General features: G+C 31.5%; 13 protein-coding genes and 2 other annotated features. Of the genes, 11 read left to right on the top strand and 2 right to left on the bottom strand.

The annotated features are described in order from the left end of the window. The first annotated feature begins 12 nt into the window (after positions 1–12). Positions 13–1,308, top strand: a complete 1,296-nt coding sequence (locus tag CUEA01_RS11910; protein WP_234121825.1) for a LysM peptidoglycan-binding domain-containing protein — start codon at positions 13–15, stop codon at positions 1,306–1,308. Between the two features lie 234 nt (positions 1,309–1,542). Here the strand turns inward: CUEA01_RS11910 and CUEA01_RS11905 are convergent, their stop codons facing one another. Continuing rightward, positions 1,543–1,968: a putative ABC transporter permease gene (locus tag CUEA01_RS11905; protein ID WP_234121824.1), complete on the bottom strand. Its 426-nt coding sequence runs from the start codon at positions 1,966–1,968 to the stop codon at positions 1,543–1,545. A 121-nt stretch (positions 1,969–2,089) separates the two neighbouring features. On the opposite strand from CUEA01_RS11905, the gene CUEA01_RS11900 reads away from it, so the two are divergent. The 10 genes from CUEA01_RS11900 to CUEA01_RS11855 all read left to right on the top strand — a co-directional run bounded on the left by CUEA01_RS11900 (position 2,090) and on the right by CUEA01_RS11855 (position 18,615). After that, positions 2,090–2,833, top strand: a complete 744-nt coding sequence (locus CUEA01_RS11900; protein ID WP_234121823.1) for an ABC transporter ATP-binding protein — start codon at positions 2,090–2,092, stop codon at positions 2,831–2,833. Continuing rightward, positions 2,820–3,563: an ABC transporter permease gene (locus CUEA01_RS11895; protein WP_234121822.1), complete on the top strand. Its 744-nt coding sequence runs from the start codon at positions 2,820–2,822 to the stop codon at positions 3,561–3,563. Before CUEA01_RS11900 ends, CUEA01_RS11895 begins: the two co-directional genes overlap by 14 nt. A 31-nt stretch (positions 3,564–3,594) precedes the next feature. Beyond that, a complete protein-coding gene (locus tag CUEA01_RS11890) occupies positions 3,595–4,398 on the top strand; it encodes a MerR family transcriptional regulator (protein ID WP_234121821.1) in 804 nt (267 codons plus the stop codon). A gap of 51 nt (positions 4,399–4,449) precedes the next feature. After that, positions 4,450–4,678 (top strand) — a binding site (T-box leader). A gap of 80 nt (positions 4,679–4,758) precedes the next feature. Continuing rightward, the gene (gene argS, locus CUEA01_RS11885) at positions 4,759–6,513 is read left to right on the top strand and encodes an arginine--tRNA ligase (protein ID WP_234121820.1); all 1,755 of its coding nucleotides are present in this window, start codon (positions 4,759–4,761) and stop codon (positions 6,511–6,513) included. A 146-nt stretch (positions 6,514–6,659) separates the two neighbouring features. Continuing rightward, positions 6,660–6,886: a binding site (T-box leader), on the top strand. Between the two features lie 140 nt (positions 6,887–7,026). Further along, positions 7,027–8,781 (top strand): arginine--tRNA ligase, encoded by a 1,755-nt coding sequence (gene argS, locus CUEA01_RS11880; protein WP_234121819.1) that lies wholly within the window; start codon positions 7,027–7,029, stop codon positions 8,779–8,781. Between the two features lie 789 nt (positions 8,782–9,570). Continuing rightward, positions 9,571–12,750, top strand: coding sequence for an NPCBM/NEW2 domain-containing protein (locus CUEA01_RS11875; protein ID WP_234121818.1), 3,180 nt, complete (start codon positions 9,571–9,573; stop codon positions 12,748–12,750). Positions 12,751–12,909: 159 nt separating this feature from the next. Beyond that, positions 12,910–14,193 (top strand): ABC transporter substrate-binding protein, encoded by a 1,284-nt coding sequence (locus tag CUEA01_RS11870; RefSeq protein ID WP_234121817.1) that lies wholly within the window; start codon positions 12,910–12,912, stop codon positions 14,191–14,193. Between the two features lie 270 nt (positions 14,194–14,463). Beyond that, positions 14,464–15,399 (top strand): carbohydrate ABC transporter permease, encoded by a 936-nt coding sequence (locus tag CUEA01_RS11865; protein ID WP_234121816.1) that lies wholly within the window; start codon positions 14,464–14,466, stop codon positions 15,397–15,399. A 113-nt stretch (positions 15,400–15,512) separates the two neighbouring features. Then, entirely contained in the window at positions 15,513–16,343 is an 831-nt protein-coding gene (locus CUEA01_RS11860; RefSeq protein ID WP_234121815.1) for a carbohydrate ABC transporter permease, read from the top strand. A 52-nt stretch (positions 16,344–16,395) separates the two neighbouring features. Continuing rightward, positions 16,396–18,615 (top strand): alpha-galactosidase, encoded by a 2,220-nt coding sequence (locus tag CUEA01_RS11855; RefSeq protein ID WP_234121814.1) that lies wholly within the window; start codon positions 16,396–16,398, stop codon positions 18,613–18,615. Positions 18,616–18,659: 44 nt separating this feature from the next. Here CUEA01_RS11855 and CUEA01_RS11850 read toward each other — a convergent pair whose 3' ends face one another. After that, positions 18,660–19,550, bottom strand: a complete 891-nt coding sequence (locus CUEA01_RS11850; protein WP_234121813.1) for an AraC family transcriptional regulator — start codon at positions 19,548–19,550, stop codon at positions 18,660–18,662. Positions 19,551–19,562: the final 12 nt, after the last annotated feature.

Genomic DNA, 19,562 nt, shown 5'->3' with positions numbered 1-19,562 from the left:
GAAGGTAATTTTGTGAGAATTTATGTAGTCAAACCTGGAGATAATGTGTGGTCTATTGCTAAAAGATTTGGAGTCACACCAGAAAGTATTATATCAGCAAATGAAATACCAGAAAATAACGAAGTGGTAGTTGGTCAGTCACTTGTTATACCAAGCACTGAAATATCTTATAGGATTAAACCTGGAGAAAATTTATGGTCAATTGCAAATAGGTTTAAGGTTTCTGTAGATAGTATTGCAAAATTAAACAACATATCCAATCCGGCAAGTGTTTATCCGGGACTTGTAATTAGAATACCTGAAAATGCAAAAAATTATGGATATATTGAGGTTAATGCTTTTATTCAACCATCTAACCCTCAAAAGGAAACGGCAGTTCTAAATGATACTATACAATACTTAACCTATGTGACACCCTTCAGCCATCATGTAACAGCAGATGCTGGGCTTACACCACTTGATGATGAAACAATAATTGCAATTGCTAAAAAAAATAAAGTGGCACCAATGCTTTCTGTAACAAATATATCAGGTACAACAGGTGCAAACTTTGATAGCCAACTTATAAGTAATATACTAAACAGTGCTTCGATGCAGGAGACTTTGATAAATAATATTTTAAATTTAATAAAAACAAAAGGATATTCTGGAGTTATAGTTGATTTTGAAAGAATTCCACCAGAGGATAGAGAAAAATATAATAATTTTCTAAGGAAGCTTGTAAATGCACTTCATCCAAATTACATTGTAGCAACAGCACTTGCACCAAAAACTTATGATGTAAAAGAAGGAGCATGGCATGGTGCACATGATTACAAAGCACATGGAGAAATTGTAGATTTTGTTATAATAATGACTTATGAATGGGGATGGTCTGGAGGCCCACCAATGGCTGTCGCACCAATAAATGAAGTTGAAAAAGTTATAAATTATGCGGTAAGTGTTATTCCTCCTAAAAAAATTATGATGGGAATTCCACTGTATGGGTATGATTGGACACTACCATATATGCCTGGTGGTGAATTTGCAGAAAGTATAGGAAATCAAGAAGCTATAAATAGAGCAGGAAGTGTTGGAGCCACTATACAGTATGATGCAAAATCAGCATCGCCATATTATAATTATACAGATAAGAATGGAAGGCAGCATGTTGTATGGTTTGAAGATGCTAGAAGTGTTGAAGAAAAATATAAACTTGTAAGTAAATACGGACTTAGAGGAGTAAGTTACTGGGTATTAGCAAAACCATTTCCTCAAAACTATAGAGTACTTGATAATATGTTTAATATTGAAAAAGTTGTAAAATAAAAAAATTACTATACAAATTGCAAATGTTTAAAATTTGTTTATAAGTAGTTAACAAATAATACTTTAGTTTGACATAGATTTGTAACAAATATAGGATATTATATAAATATAGAAAAGCTAATAACTTGTAAATATAAATTTTAAGATAGTTGGTAAGTCCCCCTTCCAACTATCTTTTTTATGTTTTAAAGGCTGATTAAAATTGTAAGTTACATGATGTAAATTTTTTAATTTTCATTGTATGGTTGATTGACTTGTAATTTGATGAAGTTTTACTAATTCATCATGAAGTTTTTCAAAAAGTAAACCTGCGATAAACCAGAATGGTGCATAGTCAAGTCTAGTAATTCCAGCAATTGTAATACCTTTGTCATAATACCATGGACAGGCTCCTATTATAAGGCGCAAAATTGAACCGGTGCAAAATTCAACTACCAAGATAAGAATAGCATATATACCTCCCCGTATTAAAATTGGCCAGTGCCTTATAACATTGTGTATTGGTTCCATAAAAATGGCAAGACCGTAAATGAGAAACATCCACATACTGGTCCAAGCATGCATTGCCATGTCGCCGCTAAGTAATGAACCAATTCCAGTCCAGAATATTTCTAAACACCATCCCATTAGACCATAAATTATAAATCTTAAAATTTTCATACATTTAGTTTTCCTTTTTAAAGAAGAACTATTCATGTTTTTTTCATAAAAAAGAAAAAAATTCATCTATTGACTTTAACCTTAGGGTAAGCTTTAGAATTCTATACAAGGAGTTGATAGAATGGTAGAGAAAAATATTGTTTTAGAAGTATCTAATCTTACAAAAAGATATAAGGATTTTGTAGCTGTAAATAATTTAAGTTTAAAAATATCACGAGGAGAAATATTTGGACTTCTTGGACACAATGGATCAGGAAAGACTACTACTATTGAGTGTATTCTTGGAACTAAAAAATTTGAAAAAGGGAAGGTAAGTATTCTTGGAATGAATCCAATTGAAAATAGAACTAAGATATTTGAAAAAGTAGGAGTACAGCTTCAACAATCTAGTTATCAAGATAAAATAAAGGTTAAGGAAATATGTGAAATGACAGAAGCATTATATACAAAACCCAATAATTATGAAGATATTTTAAAGGATTTTAAACTTTACGATAAAAAAAATAATTTTGTCTTTGAACTTTCAGGTGGTCAAAAACAAAAGCTATCAGTTTTACTTGCACTTATACCTAATCCTGAAATTGTATTTTTAGATGAACTCACAACGGGATTGGATACTAAGGCAAGAAGAGAGATATGGGGTTATTTAAAGAAATTAAAAGCTAAAGGAATATCGATTTTTTTAACATCACATTATATGGATGAAGTTGAGTATCTATGTGATAGAATTTGTATTTTAAAGAATGGAAATATGGTTATTTGTAATACTCCAGAAGAAGTAATAAAAAGCAGTGGAAGAAAAAAGCTTGAAGATGCTTATTTGTATTATACGGATGAGGAGGAGTTAGAATATGAGAGCGTTTAAGACAATGCTTAAAGTTGAAGCAAAACTGGCTATTAGAAGTGTAGATAGCATTTTTTTCGGAATAATTTTTCCAATGGTGGTTGTGCTATTAATTGGAATGATATATGGAAATAAATTAGCATTTAAAGGTTCAAGGTATACAATGCTACAAGCTTCCTTTGCAGGAGTGATAGTTATAGGAATTTGTGCAACAGGACTTATGGGATTGCCAATAGTCCTTTCAGATTATAGAAATAAAAAAATATTAAAGTGGTTTAGTGTTACACCAATTAGTCCTATGAAAATAATATTTGTTCAAATGATAATATGTTTTATAATTGCGGTAATATCAGCTCTTGGGGTTTTTTTAGTATCTAGTCTTGCCTTTGGCTATAAAATGAGGGGGTCAGAACTTAGATTTGTACTTGCATTTTGTTTAGTTACAATATCTATTTATAGTATAGGTGGACTTATTGCCAGTTTATCACCTAATATAAAAATAGCAAATTTAGTGTGCAATGTATTTTATTTTCCGATGCTAATTTTATCTGGTGCTACAATTCCATATGAAATATTGCCTAGTAGTGTAAAGCTAGTTTCTAATGCATTGCCGCTTACTCAAGGAATAAAGCTTTTAAAAGCTACTTCATTAGGTCAGCCATTAAATAATGTAACATTCTCAATTTTATTTATGATAATTATATCGATTTTGTGTATAATTATATCAATAAAAACATTTAGATGGGAATAAAAAGGGGCTGCGTTAATTGTATTCAATAGGTATGTTTTCAAAAATAAATAGAATAACTACAAAAACCTTAAGACATTATGATGAAATAGGACTTCTTAAGCCGGAGCATGTTGATAAGTTTACTGGATATAGATACTATACAACAAGGCAACTCCCAAGGTTACATGAAATATTAGCATTAAAGCAAATGGGATTGTCACTTCAAAATATAAAGGAAATAATGGATAATCCTAAAGCTTTAGAGTTGTTTTTAAAATTGAAGGAAGAGGAAATAAAGAGCAATATTAAAATGGAAGAGATGAAATTACTACAGATAAAAAATTTCGCCAGTATTTCACAAGGTAGTATTAATATCATGTATACGCCTATTATCAAAGATATCCCCAAGATTATAGTTGCTTCTATAAGAAAAACTATAAGTAACTATGAAGAATTGTATTATATAAGCAAAAGTATTATGGAAAAGGAATTGAACAGACTTCAGTGCGAAAAATTTAAACCTAATTATTGTTTTACTATTTATCATGATGGTGAATATAAAGAGACAAATATAGATGTGGAAGTATGTGAAAGAGTTGTTTCTAAAAAAGTGGGAAGTGGACCAATAAAATTTAAAGAACTTGATAAGGTAGAAAAAGCAGTTTGTATACTTCATAAAGGCAGCTATTCTAAATTTAGAGAAGCCTATGCTTTTATTTTTAATTGGATAGAGGAAAATGATTATGAAATTATAGGAAGTGTTCGAGAATCTTATATTGATGGTATTTGGAATAAAGAAAATGAAAATGAGTGGCTTACAGAAATTCAAGTCCCTATAAAATATAGCCTAAAATAGAGTGCAAGTTTAATAGGTGTTGACATATATTGTTTGTAAGTATATAATTTAATAAATTCTAAGATGAGAAAAGTACTAATTAAAAATTCTAACAGCGATCAAGAGAATGGTGGAAGTCTTGAAAGAATATTAACTAGGAAAAGGGCCTCGGAGAAGCTATCTGAGCAAATTTAATTTGTAAGGATAAGTCGTAAGCTGCGTTAAAGCATTGAGAGAATCATAGACAAATTGTATATGATTAAATTGAGTGGTACCGCGGAATATAGCATCCGTCTCTATAAAAAGAGATGGGTGTTTTTTTATTGTTAGATAGACAACTTGAAATATAGAAATTGTCTATTTATGAGAAAGGGTGGAAATATGAAAACATTTATAAATGAAATAAGTAATATCATATCTGAAAAATTTGAGCAGTGTGGATATGACAAGGAGTATGGAAAGGCAATTGTATCTAATCGTCCAGATCTTTGTGAATTCCAATGTAATGGAGCGCTTGCAGCAGCAAAAAAATATAAAAAAGCTCCTAGAGCTATAGCAACTGAAGTTGTAGAAGCTTTAAATTCTAATGAGGTTTTTGAAAAATTGACTATAGAAGGACCAGGTTTTATAAATATTAATATAGCAAATGATTTTTTAAATAAATACATTAACTATATGTATAGTGATAAAAAATGTGGTTGCGAAGAGACTTCAAATCCAAAGAAAATAGTAGTTGATTATGGTGGGGCTAATGTAGCAAAACCACTTCATGTAGGTCATCTTCGTTCGGCAATAATAGGAGAAAGTATTAAAAGAATTGCTAAATTTTTAGGCAATGAGGTAATAGGAGACGTTCATTTAGGTGATTGGGGCTTACAGATGGGAATGGTAATCTCAGAGCTAAAAAGACGCCAGCCAGGACTCACATATTTTGATTCAAATTTTAAGGGGGAATATCCAAAAGAATCTCCAATTACAATAGATGAACTTGAAGAGATGTATCCATATGCAAGTAAACTAGCAAAATCTGATGAAAAAGCTATGGAAGAAGCTAAAGAAGCAACAGTTGAACTTCAAAATGGTAGACCAGGATATATGGCATTATGGAAGCATATTTTAAATATTTCTGTAGCTGACTTAAAGAAGAATTATGGTGAATTAAATGTAAACTTTGAGCTTTGGAAAGGTGAAAGTGATGCTAATAACTATATACCTGATATGGTAGATTACCTTAAAAAGAACAACTACGCACACACTAGTCAGGGTGCATTAGTAGTAGATGTTGCAAGAGAAGATGATAAATCTCCTGTTCCTCCATTTTTAGTCTTAAAATCAGATGGAGCAGCCTTATATGGAACTACAGATTTAGCAACTATAGTACAAAGAGTGCAGGATTATTCACCAGATGAAATAATATATTTGGCAGATAAAAGACAAAGTATGCATTTTGAGCAATTATTTAGAGCAGCTAAAATGACTAAAATTGCCGGGGAAGATTTAAAATTACAATTTGTAGGTTTTGGAACTATGAATGGTAAAGATGGTAAGCCTTTTAAAACAAGAGAAGGCGGAGTTATGAGACTTCAAGATTTAATATCAATAATTAAATCAGCAGTTAAAACTAAATTGGATGAAAGTAAAACTATTAAGGAAGATGAGGTAGAAGAAGTTTGCAGAAAAGTAGGACTTTCAGCACTTAAATATGCAGACTTATCAAATCAACCTACAAAAGATTATGTATTTGATATAGATAGATTTGCTTCTTTTGAAGGTAGCACAGGACCATATATACTATATACAGTAGTAAGAATAAAATCCATACTAGCAAAAGTAGCAAAAGCTGATGATGATAAAATATTAAGCCCATATAGTGATACAGAAAGAAAACTTATGCTCCAACTTGTAAAATTCAGTGAAATGGTTGAGCTTAGCTATAACAACAAATTACCAAACAAAATATGTGAATATATATACGATTTATCCAACGCCTTCAATAAATTTTATGCAAATAACAAAATAGTCACAGAGGAAGACTTACAAAAACAAGCTTCCTGGATAAACCTACTAAACCTAACACAAAAAGTTCTAACAACAAGCCTCGACCTACTAGGCCTAGAAACTTGTGAAAGAATGTAACCCTACGGTGGGTTTGGGCTATGCCCATTAAGATTCTTGAACCCGAGCCTATTAATTTCTAAGGCAACAGCAGAAAACTACGTTTAGAACAAAATAAATGTCCTGGGGCTTGGGCTATGCCCATTAAGATTCAAGTATATAATTTAATAAATTCTAAGATGAGAAAAGTACCAATTAAAATTTCTATCAGCGATCAAGAGTAGAGTGGAAGTCTTGAAAGAATATTAATTGAGAAAAGGGCCTCGGAGAAGCTGTCTGAGCAACTTAAGTTTGTAAGGATAAGCCGTAAGCTGCGTTAAAGCATTGAGTGAATTATGAATAAATTTTATAATTAAATTGAGTGGTACCGCGGAATGTAACATCCGTCTCTATAAAAAGAGATGGGTGTTTTTTTATTGTATGATAAACCGTTTCAACTACCGAAATTTATATGCACAAAAATGCTCAGAAGATAGAATTTTTGTACATATAAATTTGAAGTTTCAAATGGTTTATCTCTAGAAAGGTGGAAATATGAAAACATTTATAAATGAAATAAGTAATATCATATCTGAAAAATTTGAGCAGTGTGGATATGACAAGGAGTATGGAAAGGCAATTGTATCTAATCGTCCAGATCTTTGTGAATTCCAATGTAATGGAGCGCTTGCAGCGGCAAAAAAATATAAAAAAGCTCCTAGAGCTATAGCAACTGAAGTTGTAGAAGCTTTAAATTCTAACGAGGTCTTTGAAAAATTGACTATAGAAGGATCAGGTTTTATAAATATCAATGTAGAAAATGGCTTTTTAAATAAATACATCAACTATATGTATAACGATAAAAAATGCGGTTGTGTTGAAAATGCGAATCCAAAGAAAATAGTTGTTGATTATGGTGGTGCTAATGTAGCAAAGCCACTTCATGTAGGTCATCTTCGTCCAGCTATAATAGGAGAAAGTATTAAAAGAATTGCTAAGTTTTTAGGAAATGAAGTAATTGGAGACGTTCATTTAGGGGATTGGGGCTTACAGATGGGAATGGTAATTTCTGAATTAAAAAGGCGCGAGCCAGGACTCACATATTTTGATCCAAATTTTAAGGGGGAATATCCAAAAGAATCTCCAATTACAATAGATGAACTTGAAGAGATATACCCATACGCAAGTAAACTAGCAAAGTCTGATGAAAAAGCTATGGAGGAAGCTAAAGAAGCAACAGTTGAACTTCAAAATGGTAGACAAGGATATATGGCATTATGGAAGCATATTTTAAATATTTCTGTAACTGATTTAAAAAAGAATTATGGCGAATTAAATGTAAACTTTGAACTTTGGAAGGGTGAAAGTGATGCTAATAAATATATCCCTAATATGGTAGATTACCTTAAAAAGAACAACTACGCACACACTAGTCAAGGTGCATTAGTAGTAGATGTTGCAAGGGAAGATGATAAATCACCTGTTCCTCCATTTTTAGTTTTAAAATCGGATGGAGCATCTTTATATGGAACTACAGACCTTGCAACTATAGTTCAGAGGATTCAAGATTATTCACCAGATGAAATAATATATTTAGCGGACAAAAGACAAAGCATGTATTTTGAGCAATTATTTAGAGCAGCTAAAATGACTAAAATTGCCGGAGAAGATTTAAAATTACAATTTGTAGGCTTTGGGACTATGAATGGTAAAGATGGTAAGCCTTTTAAAACAAGAGAAGGCGGAGTTATGAGACTTGAAAATTTAATATCAATAATTAAATCAGTAGTAAAAACTAAGCTAGATGAAAACAAAACTATTGATGAAAATGATGTAGAAGAAGTTTGCAGAAAGGTTGGACTTGCAGCACTTAAGTATGCAGATCTATCAAATCAACCTACAAAAGACTATGTGTTTGATATAGATAGATTTACTTCCTTTGAAGGTAGCACAGGACCATATATACTATATACAGTAGTAAGAATAAAATCCATACTAGCAAAAGTAGCAAAAGCTGATGATGATAAAATATTAAGCCCATATAGTGATACAGAAAGAAAACTTATGCTCCAACTTGTAAAATTCAGTGAAATGGTTGAGCTTAGCTATAACAACAAATTACCAAACAAAATATGTGAATATATATACGATTTATCCAACGCCTTCAATAAATTTTATGCAAATAACAAAATAGTTACAGAAGAAGACTTACAAAAACAAGCTTCCTGGATAAATCTACTAAACCTAACACAAAAAGTTCTAACAACAAGCCTCGACCTACTAGGCCTAGAAACTTGTGAAAGAATGTAACCCTACGGTGGGTTTGGGCTATGCCCATTAAGATTCTTGAACCCAAGCATACTAATCGCTAATGCTCCATTTCAAAAAAATGAATTAATTAAAAATATCACCATGCCTATAGAATTTTGGTGTAGTGCAAAAAAATAGTTTTTAAACTGTTATAATTACTGTTTTAAAAGGCTATGTTTTAAATTAGTGTGAAAATCAACACTTATTTAAGACATAGCCTTTTAAATTAGAAAACATTTATATATTGTGAAACAAGGATATAGTGGATTAATTAAAGAACCTTTGGCAGGTGTAGGAAAAAAATGATGTTAGGGAATGGCGGTGAAAAAATTTCTAAAATAAAATTGTATAAAACTTAGTGGGAAATTTTTTAAAGATTTAGAGCTTTAGATTGTCTGAGCGTATTTTTGCGAGTTATCGAAAGCTCTTAAGCTTTAAAAAATTTGCCGCTTAGTTTTATTAATTTTATTTAGGATTTTGAACCGCTATTTACTAACATCATTTTTCTACACCTGCCAAAGGTTCTTTGATTTTGCACTACACCTTTGTTCACAATATTTATTCCACACTTCCATATTAAGAAAATGAAATCTCACATTATTCTATAAATATAAAACATGGCTCCATTTTAAAGTAAGTTAAAATAGCTTAATATTAACTTATGAATTGATAACGTTTTCGAAAACGCATTGATTAACATAAGTTTAATTTGCCAAAAGTTGATAAACACATGGATAAAGTATTTAGAGGAATTAAATATATTTATTTGAAAGGAAAGTGGTTGTTAAATTGGTTAAACTAAGAAAAATAGTTGCTTCTTTTTTAAGTACAGCGATGATTGTAAGCTTAATTCCAAGTATTCCTGTTTCAGCAAGTACTTTAAACATGACAGTTGATATATCAAAGAGTACAGGTAAGCTAAAATATGGTGCAACAGGATGGCTGTATGGTTTAGGAAATGCAGGAATACCATCAGATAACATGATTTCATCACTAAAGCCTCAAGTTGCTGGACAGAAACCACCAAATGGATTACAGCATCCAAATGGAGATGCAATGGAAGTTGCAGGAAATTTCAAGAATGACGGTGGAAAGCAGATACTTATTAATATTCAAGATATCTATAAAGAATGGCCATATCAAAAATTAGGTATTGATGATTATCTTGCGAAAGTTGAAACCGTTGTAAAATCAGTTGTTTCAAATAAAAACAGAGAAATTTTTGTGTACAATCCAATTAATGAACCAAATTGGATTTGGTATGGAACTACAGGAGCACCAGAACAAGAGCTGTTTAGAGATTGGAAAAAGATATATGATAAAATTCGTTCACTTGATAAGACTGGTAAAATAGCAGGACCAAGTCTTTCATACTACAATTCACAATTTTACAAAGAATTTATGACATTTTGTAAAGAAAATAAATGTTTACCAGATATAATTACCTGGCATGAATTGGATGACAATTTTTTTACAAGCTGGGATAATCAGTATAATGATTTTAGGAATATCGAAAAAGGACTAGGCTTATCGGCGCGACCTATATGTATAAATGAATATGGAAGAATAAATACAGATATACCTGTGCCAGGGCAATTGGTACAATACATTTCAAAATTTGAAAAAAGCAAAGTTGATGCTTGCTTAGCTTATTGGACTACAGCTGGAGGATTATGTGATTTAGTAGCAGCTGGTTCAAGTAATAAGCCAACTGGAGCATGGTGGTTATATAAATGTTATGGAGAAATGACTGGAAATACAGTAGAAGTAACTCCACCAGATTGGAATACTAATGGATTTCAAGGGGTAGCTGCTTTGGACTCAAAGAAAAAACAAGCTAGGATGATTTTTGGTGGTTCTGATGGAAATAACAATATTAAAGTTAAAGGATTTGATAGTAAAAAAGAGTTTGGAAAACTTGTGCATGCCACTATATGGGAAATAGCTTCTACTGGTAAAAATGCTTCTAGTGGGCCAGTACTGAAACAAGAAGGTAATTATCCAGTAATTAATGGTCAGATAACTGTTCCTGTTAGTAGTATGGTTAAAACCTCAGCATATCAGATGATTATAACGCCTAATAAACTTCTTGTTAACGATAGTGGAAATAGTAATCGATATGAAGCTGAGTATGCAGCACTTTCTGGATCGGCTAAAATTAGCAGCAAATATGTTAATTATTCTGGTACAGGATATGTAAAAGAAAATAATAAAAAGGCTGCAGATACTAAATTCGTTGTATATGTAAATCAAGATGGCTATTACGATGCTGCATTAAGGTATTCTGCTGGAGATAAAAAGAATGCAGCTGATGATAGAAAAGTAAAAATGGTTATTAATGGGGTTGACTCAACTAATGTAACTTGTAACAGCACTTATAATTGGGACACATGGAATACTGCAAATAGTAAAGTATTTCTTAGTGCGGGAATAAATACAATCGAGTATAAGAACGATGGAAAGGACAAAGATAATTCAATAAATATAGATTATATGGATTTATCAACTGCTGATAATAATTCGGTTACAAGCTATGAAGCTGAAGATTCTAATAATACTTTAGGCGGAACAGCTAAGGTTGAAGAAGTAAATAATGCATCAGGAGGTAAGGACGTAACGAGTATTGGAAATGGAGCCGATAATTATTTGCAATTTAATAATGTTAAAGTTTCTAAGGCAGGAATATATAAAATGGTAGTAACTTATGCCAATGCTGAATTAGGGGCTGGAGCGAGCAACTATAATTCTAATATAGTTGACAGGTATGCAGACATAAGTACAAATAATTCAAGTATAGAAAAGGTTTACTTTAGAAACACTTTGGGTTGGGATAAATTTGGAACTTGTGTAACAGAAATAAAACTTAATGCAGGAAACAATACTATTAAATTTTCAAATTCATCAACAGGCTTTGCACCCAATATAGACAAAATACAAATTGCGGCGCCAACAGAAGAACTTCCAAAACCAGTAGTACCAAAGGATATTGATGCAGACAAAATTGCAAAGGGAATAACCTCAATAATTGCGCCTGCAAAGGATGCAGAAAGCTTGACTCTGCCAACAGTTCAAGAAGGATATATTGTAAGTATCAAATCAGCAGCTCCAAGTGGGGTTATTGGATTAAATGGAAAAATAAAACCAAAAGAAGTAGATACTAAAGTTTCAGTAGTATTAACAATAAAAAAATTAAAAGATGGTACTACAGCAGATACATTGCCTATAGATGTTATAGTTCCAGCTAAGACTTCAATGGCAGCAAGTAGTGATGCAACGTTGGAGAGTATTTCAATAGATGGAGTTAATTTAGATGGTTTTAATGCTAATGATACTTCATATACTAAAGAACTTCCTTTTGGAACTAAAAATGTACCTCAAATTACAGCAGTTGCAACGGATTGTAATGCATCACTGGAAATAACTCAGGCGAAAACTTTGCAAGGACAAACTCAAATTACAGTTACTGCACAGGATGGAGTTACTAAAAAGACTTATGTGGTTAACTTTAAATTGGCGGCAGCTGCAGTAGATACGTACTTAAGCGATATGGATTGGGTAAGTGCAACTACTGGATGGGGAACAATTCAAAGAGATAAATCTTTAGATGGTAACAAAATAACATTAAATACAACTGATGGCATTAAAACTTTTGACAAGGGTATAGGAGTAAATTCACCTTCAGAAATTGTATATGATATTGCAGGAAAAGGCTTTAAAGAATTTACATTTACAGCTGGAAGAGATCAAGAAGTGAAAGCCAATAACAGCAAAATAGATTTTGAAGTATTATTAGATGGCAAGGTAGTTTATAAGCTTGAAGGAGTTGACAACAGCACAATTTGTCAAACTGCTACTATAAATGTTGTTGGTGCCAGTGAACTTAAGCTTGTTGTAGGAATTTCGTCGGATAACTCAAATGCTTATGATCATGGTGATTGGGCAGATGCAAAACTTATTGCAGGAAATTAAGATAGCTTTAGGTACAATATTTTATATAAATTTTGTGTAAGTATTTAAAATAAAAGTAATATATTGTAAAATAGATGTATGGAAATTATATCCAGTACATTTGTCGAAATAAATTTTAAATTTATTGTTTAATTTTTGAAAATATTGGAGGGGATTATTATGAAGAAAAGAGCAATAGCATTAAGTTTAGGATTAATGCTAGCACTAGGAACCTTTGCAGGTTGCGGAAGTCAATCTAATAAAACTGGAGAAGGCAGTGATGCATCGAAAAATGGTCCAGTAACAATTACGTATGGAATTTGGGATTCAAACCAGGAAAAGGGACTTAGGAAAGTAGCAGATGAATTTGAGAAACAGAATCCTAAAATTAAGATTAAAATTCAAGTAACTGGTTGGGCAGATTATTGGACAGCACTTGAAGCAGGTGCTACAGGTGGATCATTGCCAGATACCTTTTGGATGCATTCAAATGAAATTTATAAATATGGATCAAATGATATACTACTTAATTTAAATGACAGAATTAAATCAAGTAAAAAAGTAGAAATGGACAAATTTCCAAAAGGATTGGTTTCTATTTATAACATAAAGGGAAATCAGTATGCCATCCCAAAAGACTATGACACAATAGGCCTTTGGTACAACAAAACTATGTTTGATAAGGCGGGACTTCAATATCCAAATGATAAATGGACATGGAAAGATTTATATGATGCAGCTAAAAAATTAACAAAGCCTGATAAATCACAATATGGAATTCTCACACCACTTCATAATCAAGAAGGATATTATAATTTTGTATATCAAAATGGAGGAACTATTATTACAAAGGATAAAAAGTCAGGGTATGATGATCCTAAAACAGTCGAAGCCATGAAATTTTATGTTAATTTTGTAAAAGAAGGACTCTCACCTCAAGAATTTGGTGATGCTGAACGTGCTACTGATATGGAAAGTGGAAAATGTGCTATGGGTTTCTTTGGATCATGGAATTTATCAGGATTTACCTCAAATGATTATATGTCAAAGAATTTTGGTGTAACTGTATTACCAGCTGCTAACGATGGCAAAAGGGCTTCCATATTTAACGGACTTGGAAATGCAATATCTAAAACTACTAAACATCCAGATGAAGCATGGAAATGGGTTGAGTATTTAAGTTCAAAAGAAGGACAAACGAGACAGGCAGAATTGGGTATAGCTATTTCAGCTTATGACGGAGCTGCAGATGCATGGGTAAAATCAAATAAAACATTTGATACTAAAGTTTTTATAGATATGGTTAAATATGCTCAAATTAGACCATATTCAAATTCAACAACTGTATGGGAAGATAAAGCATATGAACAATTAAAAGGTGCATTTACAGGTGAAAAAACAGTAGAACAGGCATGTAAAGATGCTGCAAAAATAATGAATGAAAATCTTGCACAAGAAAAATAGAAATAAAGAGAAACAACTAAATCAGAGTACAAAGTACAGAGTACAATGAAGGAAGATTTACCTTTCCTTACGTCAGGTAAATCTTAAACTTAACTGTTGTCAGCTTTGCTGACAACAGTAATAATGCGATTGCGTAAGCAATCAAAAATAAGTTATAAGATTTTCTGTAGTGAAACGGAAGAAAATCATCCTTAATTGTGCATTGTGAACTGTGAATTGTGCATTAAAAAAGCAATTATAAAATTTATATAAGGTAGGGGATTGATAGCTGTGGAAAAAACGAACTTAGCAGAAGTTAAATTGAAAACAAAAACGAAAATACCAAAACGTAAGCTAAATGAATGGTTTTGGGCTTGGTTTTTAGTTGCACCAACAATTATCGGACTTTTAATATTAAATATAATTCCAATTTTCCAAACTTTATACCTAAGCTTTTTTAAAAGCGGAGCTTTTGGAAAAGGCAATATATTCGTAGGTTTAGATAATTACAAAAATATGTTTCAAGATATGCAGGTTTGGGATGCAGTAGGGAATACATTAAAATATACTTTGATTGTTGTTCCTTTTACGGTTATATTTTCATTAATTATTTCAGTTCTACTAAATGGAAGTATCAAGGGGAAATATACTTATCGTACTATTTATTTTATTCCGGCAGTTGCCGCTCCTGCAGCAGTAACAATGGTATGGAAATGGTTATATAATCAGAATTTTGGTTTGATTAATGTATTATTAAAAAAAGTAGGTTTAGCATCAGTTGATTGGATAAACAATCCTAATATATCGCTTATTTCAATAGCTATTATTGGAATATGGAGTACAGTTGGTTATAACATGATATTATTATTGGCAGGCTTGCAAGAGATACCAAAGGATTATTATGAGGCATCAACTATAGATGGCGCAAATCCTATAGTTCAGTTTTTTAAAATAACTTTACCCTTAGTTTCACCAACATTGTTTTTCGTTGTGGTAACAACAGTTATTCAATCTCTGCAAGTATTTGATGTTATTTATATGATGCTTGATGTTACTAGTCCAGCATATAATAAGACAGTATCTTTGGTTTATTTATTTTATAACAATTCCTTTAAGTATTCTAATAAAGGATATGGTTCTGCTATTGTAATGTTGCTACTTGTAATCATTATGATTATCACAGCAATTCAAATGAAAGTGCAGAAAAAATGGGTTAATTATATGTAAAGATATACCATTGTGAAACTTAAAATTTATTTGTACCCAAATGATGTCTTCTAGGCATTATGGTGCACATGAATTTCAATAGTTGAACTGGTATATCTATAGGAGGATAAAAAATGAAGTCTAAAATTAGCTTTAAAAAAATACTTATTCATATATTCTTAATACTAGGCGCATGTATAATGATTTTACCATTTGTTTGGATGCTTTTAACCTCGTTTAAATCTGTTACAGAGTCTACTTCAATGAATCCTTTTGTTATTTTTCCATCAAAGTGGCGAGTAGAAAACTTCTTAGAGGTAATTAAGCAAAATAATTTTGGAATATTATATTTTAATACATTTGCAATGGTAATTTTAAGAGTACTTTGTGCCGTTATATTTAGTGCAATGGCTGCATATGCCTTCGCAAGGCTTAAATTTCCAGGAAGAAATTTTTTATTTGGATTAGTACTATTTCAAATGATGGTGCCTACGCAGATATTTATTATACCTCAATATTTAATGGTAGATAAGCTTGGAATGAGAAATACTATATTTGCATTGGTATTTCCAGGATTAGTAAGTGCCTTTGGAACCTTCTTACTGAGACAATTTTTTATGGGATTACCAAAAGAATTAGAAGAAGCAGCGCTTTTAGATGGATGTAATATTGGTCAAACTTTTGTTAAAGTGATGCTACCTTTAGTAAAATCGGGTTTAGTTGCACTTGGCATATTTACAGCTTTATTTTCATTTAAAGATTTAATGTGGCCATTGATAGTAAATAGTGATTCAAATGCAGCGGTATTATCATCATCTTTAGCAAAAATACAGAGTGCATATTCTATAAATTACCCAGAATTAATGGCAGCAGCAGTACTTGCTATATGGCCAATGTTATTAATTTATATTATATTCCAAAGGCAGTTTGTAGAAGGTATAGCAACATCAGGAGGCAAATTGTAATTAATATTTAGCGTATAAGTTAAATGTATTCTAGACAAATTAGGAGGAAGCTATGGCAATTATTTTTCATGAGGATTCAGGAGAATTTCATATATATAATAAAGAAGTAAGCTATATTATTAAAATTTTGGATAATAAGCAGCTTGGAAATTTATATTATGGAAAGAAGGTACATGATAAAAAATCGTTTGATTATCTTTTGGAAGGGAAACTTAGACCTTTAGCAGCGTATGTATTTGAAGAAAACTATTCATTTTCACTTCAATATATAAAACAAGAATATCCATCATATGGTACTACAGATTTTAGATATGGTGCTATTGAAATTAAACAAGAAAATGGTAGCAAAATTACAAACTTTGAATATAAATCGCATAAGATTTTTAAGGGAAAAAAGCAATTAGAGGGTCTTCCTAGTACTTATGTTGAAGCTGATAGAGAAGCAGAATCTTTAGAAATTATTCTATATGATTCATTAATAGATATTGAATTAATTCTTAGTTACACGGTTTATGATGATTTACCTGTAATAACGAGAAATGCTAAGGTTATAAATAAAAGTAAAAACAGTATTGTTATAAATAAGGCAATGAGCGCATGTGTAGATTTACCTGATTGTAATTTTGAAATGGTACATTTAGCCGGTGCATGGAGTAGGGAGCGATATATAAAATGTAAAAGATTAGATCAAGGCATACAAGGGATTTACAGTATGACTGGTACAAGTAGCTCAGAACATAATCCCTTTATTGCTTTAAAAAGGCAAAATACCGATGAATTTAACGGTGAAGTATATGGATTTAGCTTAATATACAGTGGAAATCATTTAGAACAAGTAGAAGTTGACAATCATGATATGACAAGGGTGTTAATAGGAATTCATCCAGATACCTTTGAATGGAAATTGCATCAAGGGGAAGCTTTTCAAACACCAGAAGTAGTTATGGTATATTCGGATGGTGGTATAAATAAAATGAGCCAAGCCTACCATAAGTTATATAGAACAAGATTAGTTCGTGGGAAATGGCGAGATAGGGTAAGACCAGTTGTAATTAACAATTGGGAAGCAACGGGAATGGAATTCAACGAAGAAAAAATATTAAGTATTGCAAGAACTGGAAAACAACTTGGCATGGAGTTATTTGTATTGGATGACGGATGGTTTGGCAATCGAGATAATGATAAAGCAGGTTTGGGTGATTGGTATGTTACTAATTATAATAAATTGCCTGAAGGAATTATTGGCTTGGCAAATAAAATTGAAGCTATGGGAATGAAATTTGGACTTTGGTTTGAGCCAGAGATGGTTAATAAAGATAGTGATTTATATAGAGCACATCCAGATTGGATTTTAGCTACACCAGGGAGAAGAAAATCCCATTGTAGAAACCAATATGTGCTGGATTTTTCAAGGAATGAAGTGCTAGAATATATATTTAATTTAATGGAAAAGGTGCTAGGTGAAGCAAAGATATCCTATGTAAAGTGGGATATGAATAGATATATTACGGAATGCTATTCTATAGCAAAAAATGCAGATGCTCAAGGTAAAGTATTTCATCAATATGTTTTAGGAGTTTACAATTTATATGAGCGTTTAATTTCTAAATTTCCAGATATTTTATTTGAATCGTGTTCAAGTGGTGGAGCAAGATTTGATCCGGGAATGCTGTATTATGCGCCGCAAACGTGGACCAGTGATGATTCAGATGCAATTGAAAGATTAAAAATTCAGTATGGTACATCTTTGGTTTATCCAATTATCAGTATGGGAGCACATGTTTCAGCAGTTCCTAATCAGCAAGTTGGAAGAATTACGCCAATTGAGACAAGGGCAAATGTTGCTTACTTTGGTGCTTTTGGATACGAACTTGACTTAAATAATTTATCCGATAATGAGAAGAAAAAAGTCAGAAAACAGGTTGAATATTATAAAGCCCACAGGCAATTAATTATGAATGGAAGATTTTATCGTATTTCAAGCCCATTTAAGGGAAACATTACGTCATGGATTGTTGTTTCTGAAGATAAGAGAGAAGCCATTGCAGCATATTATAAGGTGTTAAATGATACGAACAAAGGCTATAAAAGATTCAGATTAAAGGGATTGGATATTAATAAAAAATATATAATAAATGATAACGAGAACGAAGTGTACTATGGTGATGAGCTAATGAATGTAGGGATTGTTATAGATGAGGAAAACTTTTGTGCAAAAGGTGTTGATTTTTCATCTATGATATATTATTTAAAGGAATTTAGTGAAAAGTAAGATTAAGAGTACAGATTACAAAAACTGTACTCTGGTTTGTACATCTATTCTTCTTCCCTTTTGGTAGAGTAAATAAGTTCTTCATTTTGAGTTCTATAGGTTGTAGGGCTGACATGAAAAAAATTTTTAAATACTTTTGAAAAGGTTAGAGGATCATCATAGCCAACTTTATAAGCAATAGTACTTACAGGAAAAGTAGTGCTTTTTAATAAACTGCAGGCTTTATCAAGTCTATAATTTACTAGGTAACTTTGAGGTGATAAATTAAGACTTTTTTTAAAAATACTTGATAGATAGCTTCTACTTATACCAATATAATTAGCTATATCGTTAATTTTAATATTCTTTTCGTAATTATGTTCTATATACTGCATAGCATGTTCGACATATACTTGATATGGATAGTCATGAATTTCATCATTCTTATTAGAACTTTTATGAGTCTCGTTAATTAAAGCTGAAAGAAATAAAAAAAGGTAGCCTTCACGCTTTAAATCATTTGCATAAGTTAATTGGCTTGAATTTAACATGCCATTAATATAGTCTAATAAAAGGTTTTTACAGTTAAAGCTGCATATTCTGTTTTCTTTACTGAAAGAGATATAGTTTAAATAAGTTTCAGCTTTAACTCCATCAAAACCTATCCAAATATAAGACCAAGGGTCTTCCTTATCCGCTTCGTAATAGGTTATTTCATTAGGATATATAATGAAAGCATCATGTTTTTTTAAATGATAAGTTTTTCCGTCAACTTGATAAATACCATTTCCACTTAATATATAATGGAGTAGATATTCTGTACGTTTAGTTGGACCGTATGAATGGGAGCGTTGACATTCTTCCATACCGCAATAACTTAAGTATAAATCAACAGATTGTTTTTTTAAATATTCAAGACATTTGTATTGTGCTGAATTTGTATATTTTGTTTTCATATTGGCCTCCCA

The organism is Clostridium hydrogenum (assembly GCF_021432385.1).
In the GTDB taxonomy this organism is placed as follows: domain Bacteria; phylum Bacillota; class Clostridia; order Clostridiales; family Clostridiaceae; genus Clostridium_S; species Clostridium_S hydrogenum.
This window is presented reverse-complemented; position numbering and strand designations above follow the sequence as displayed.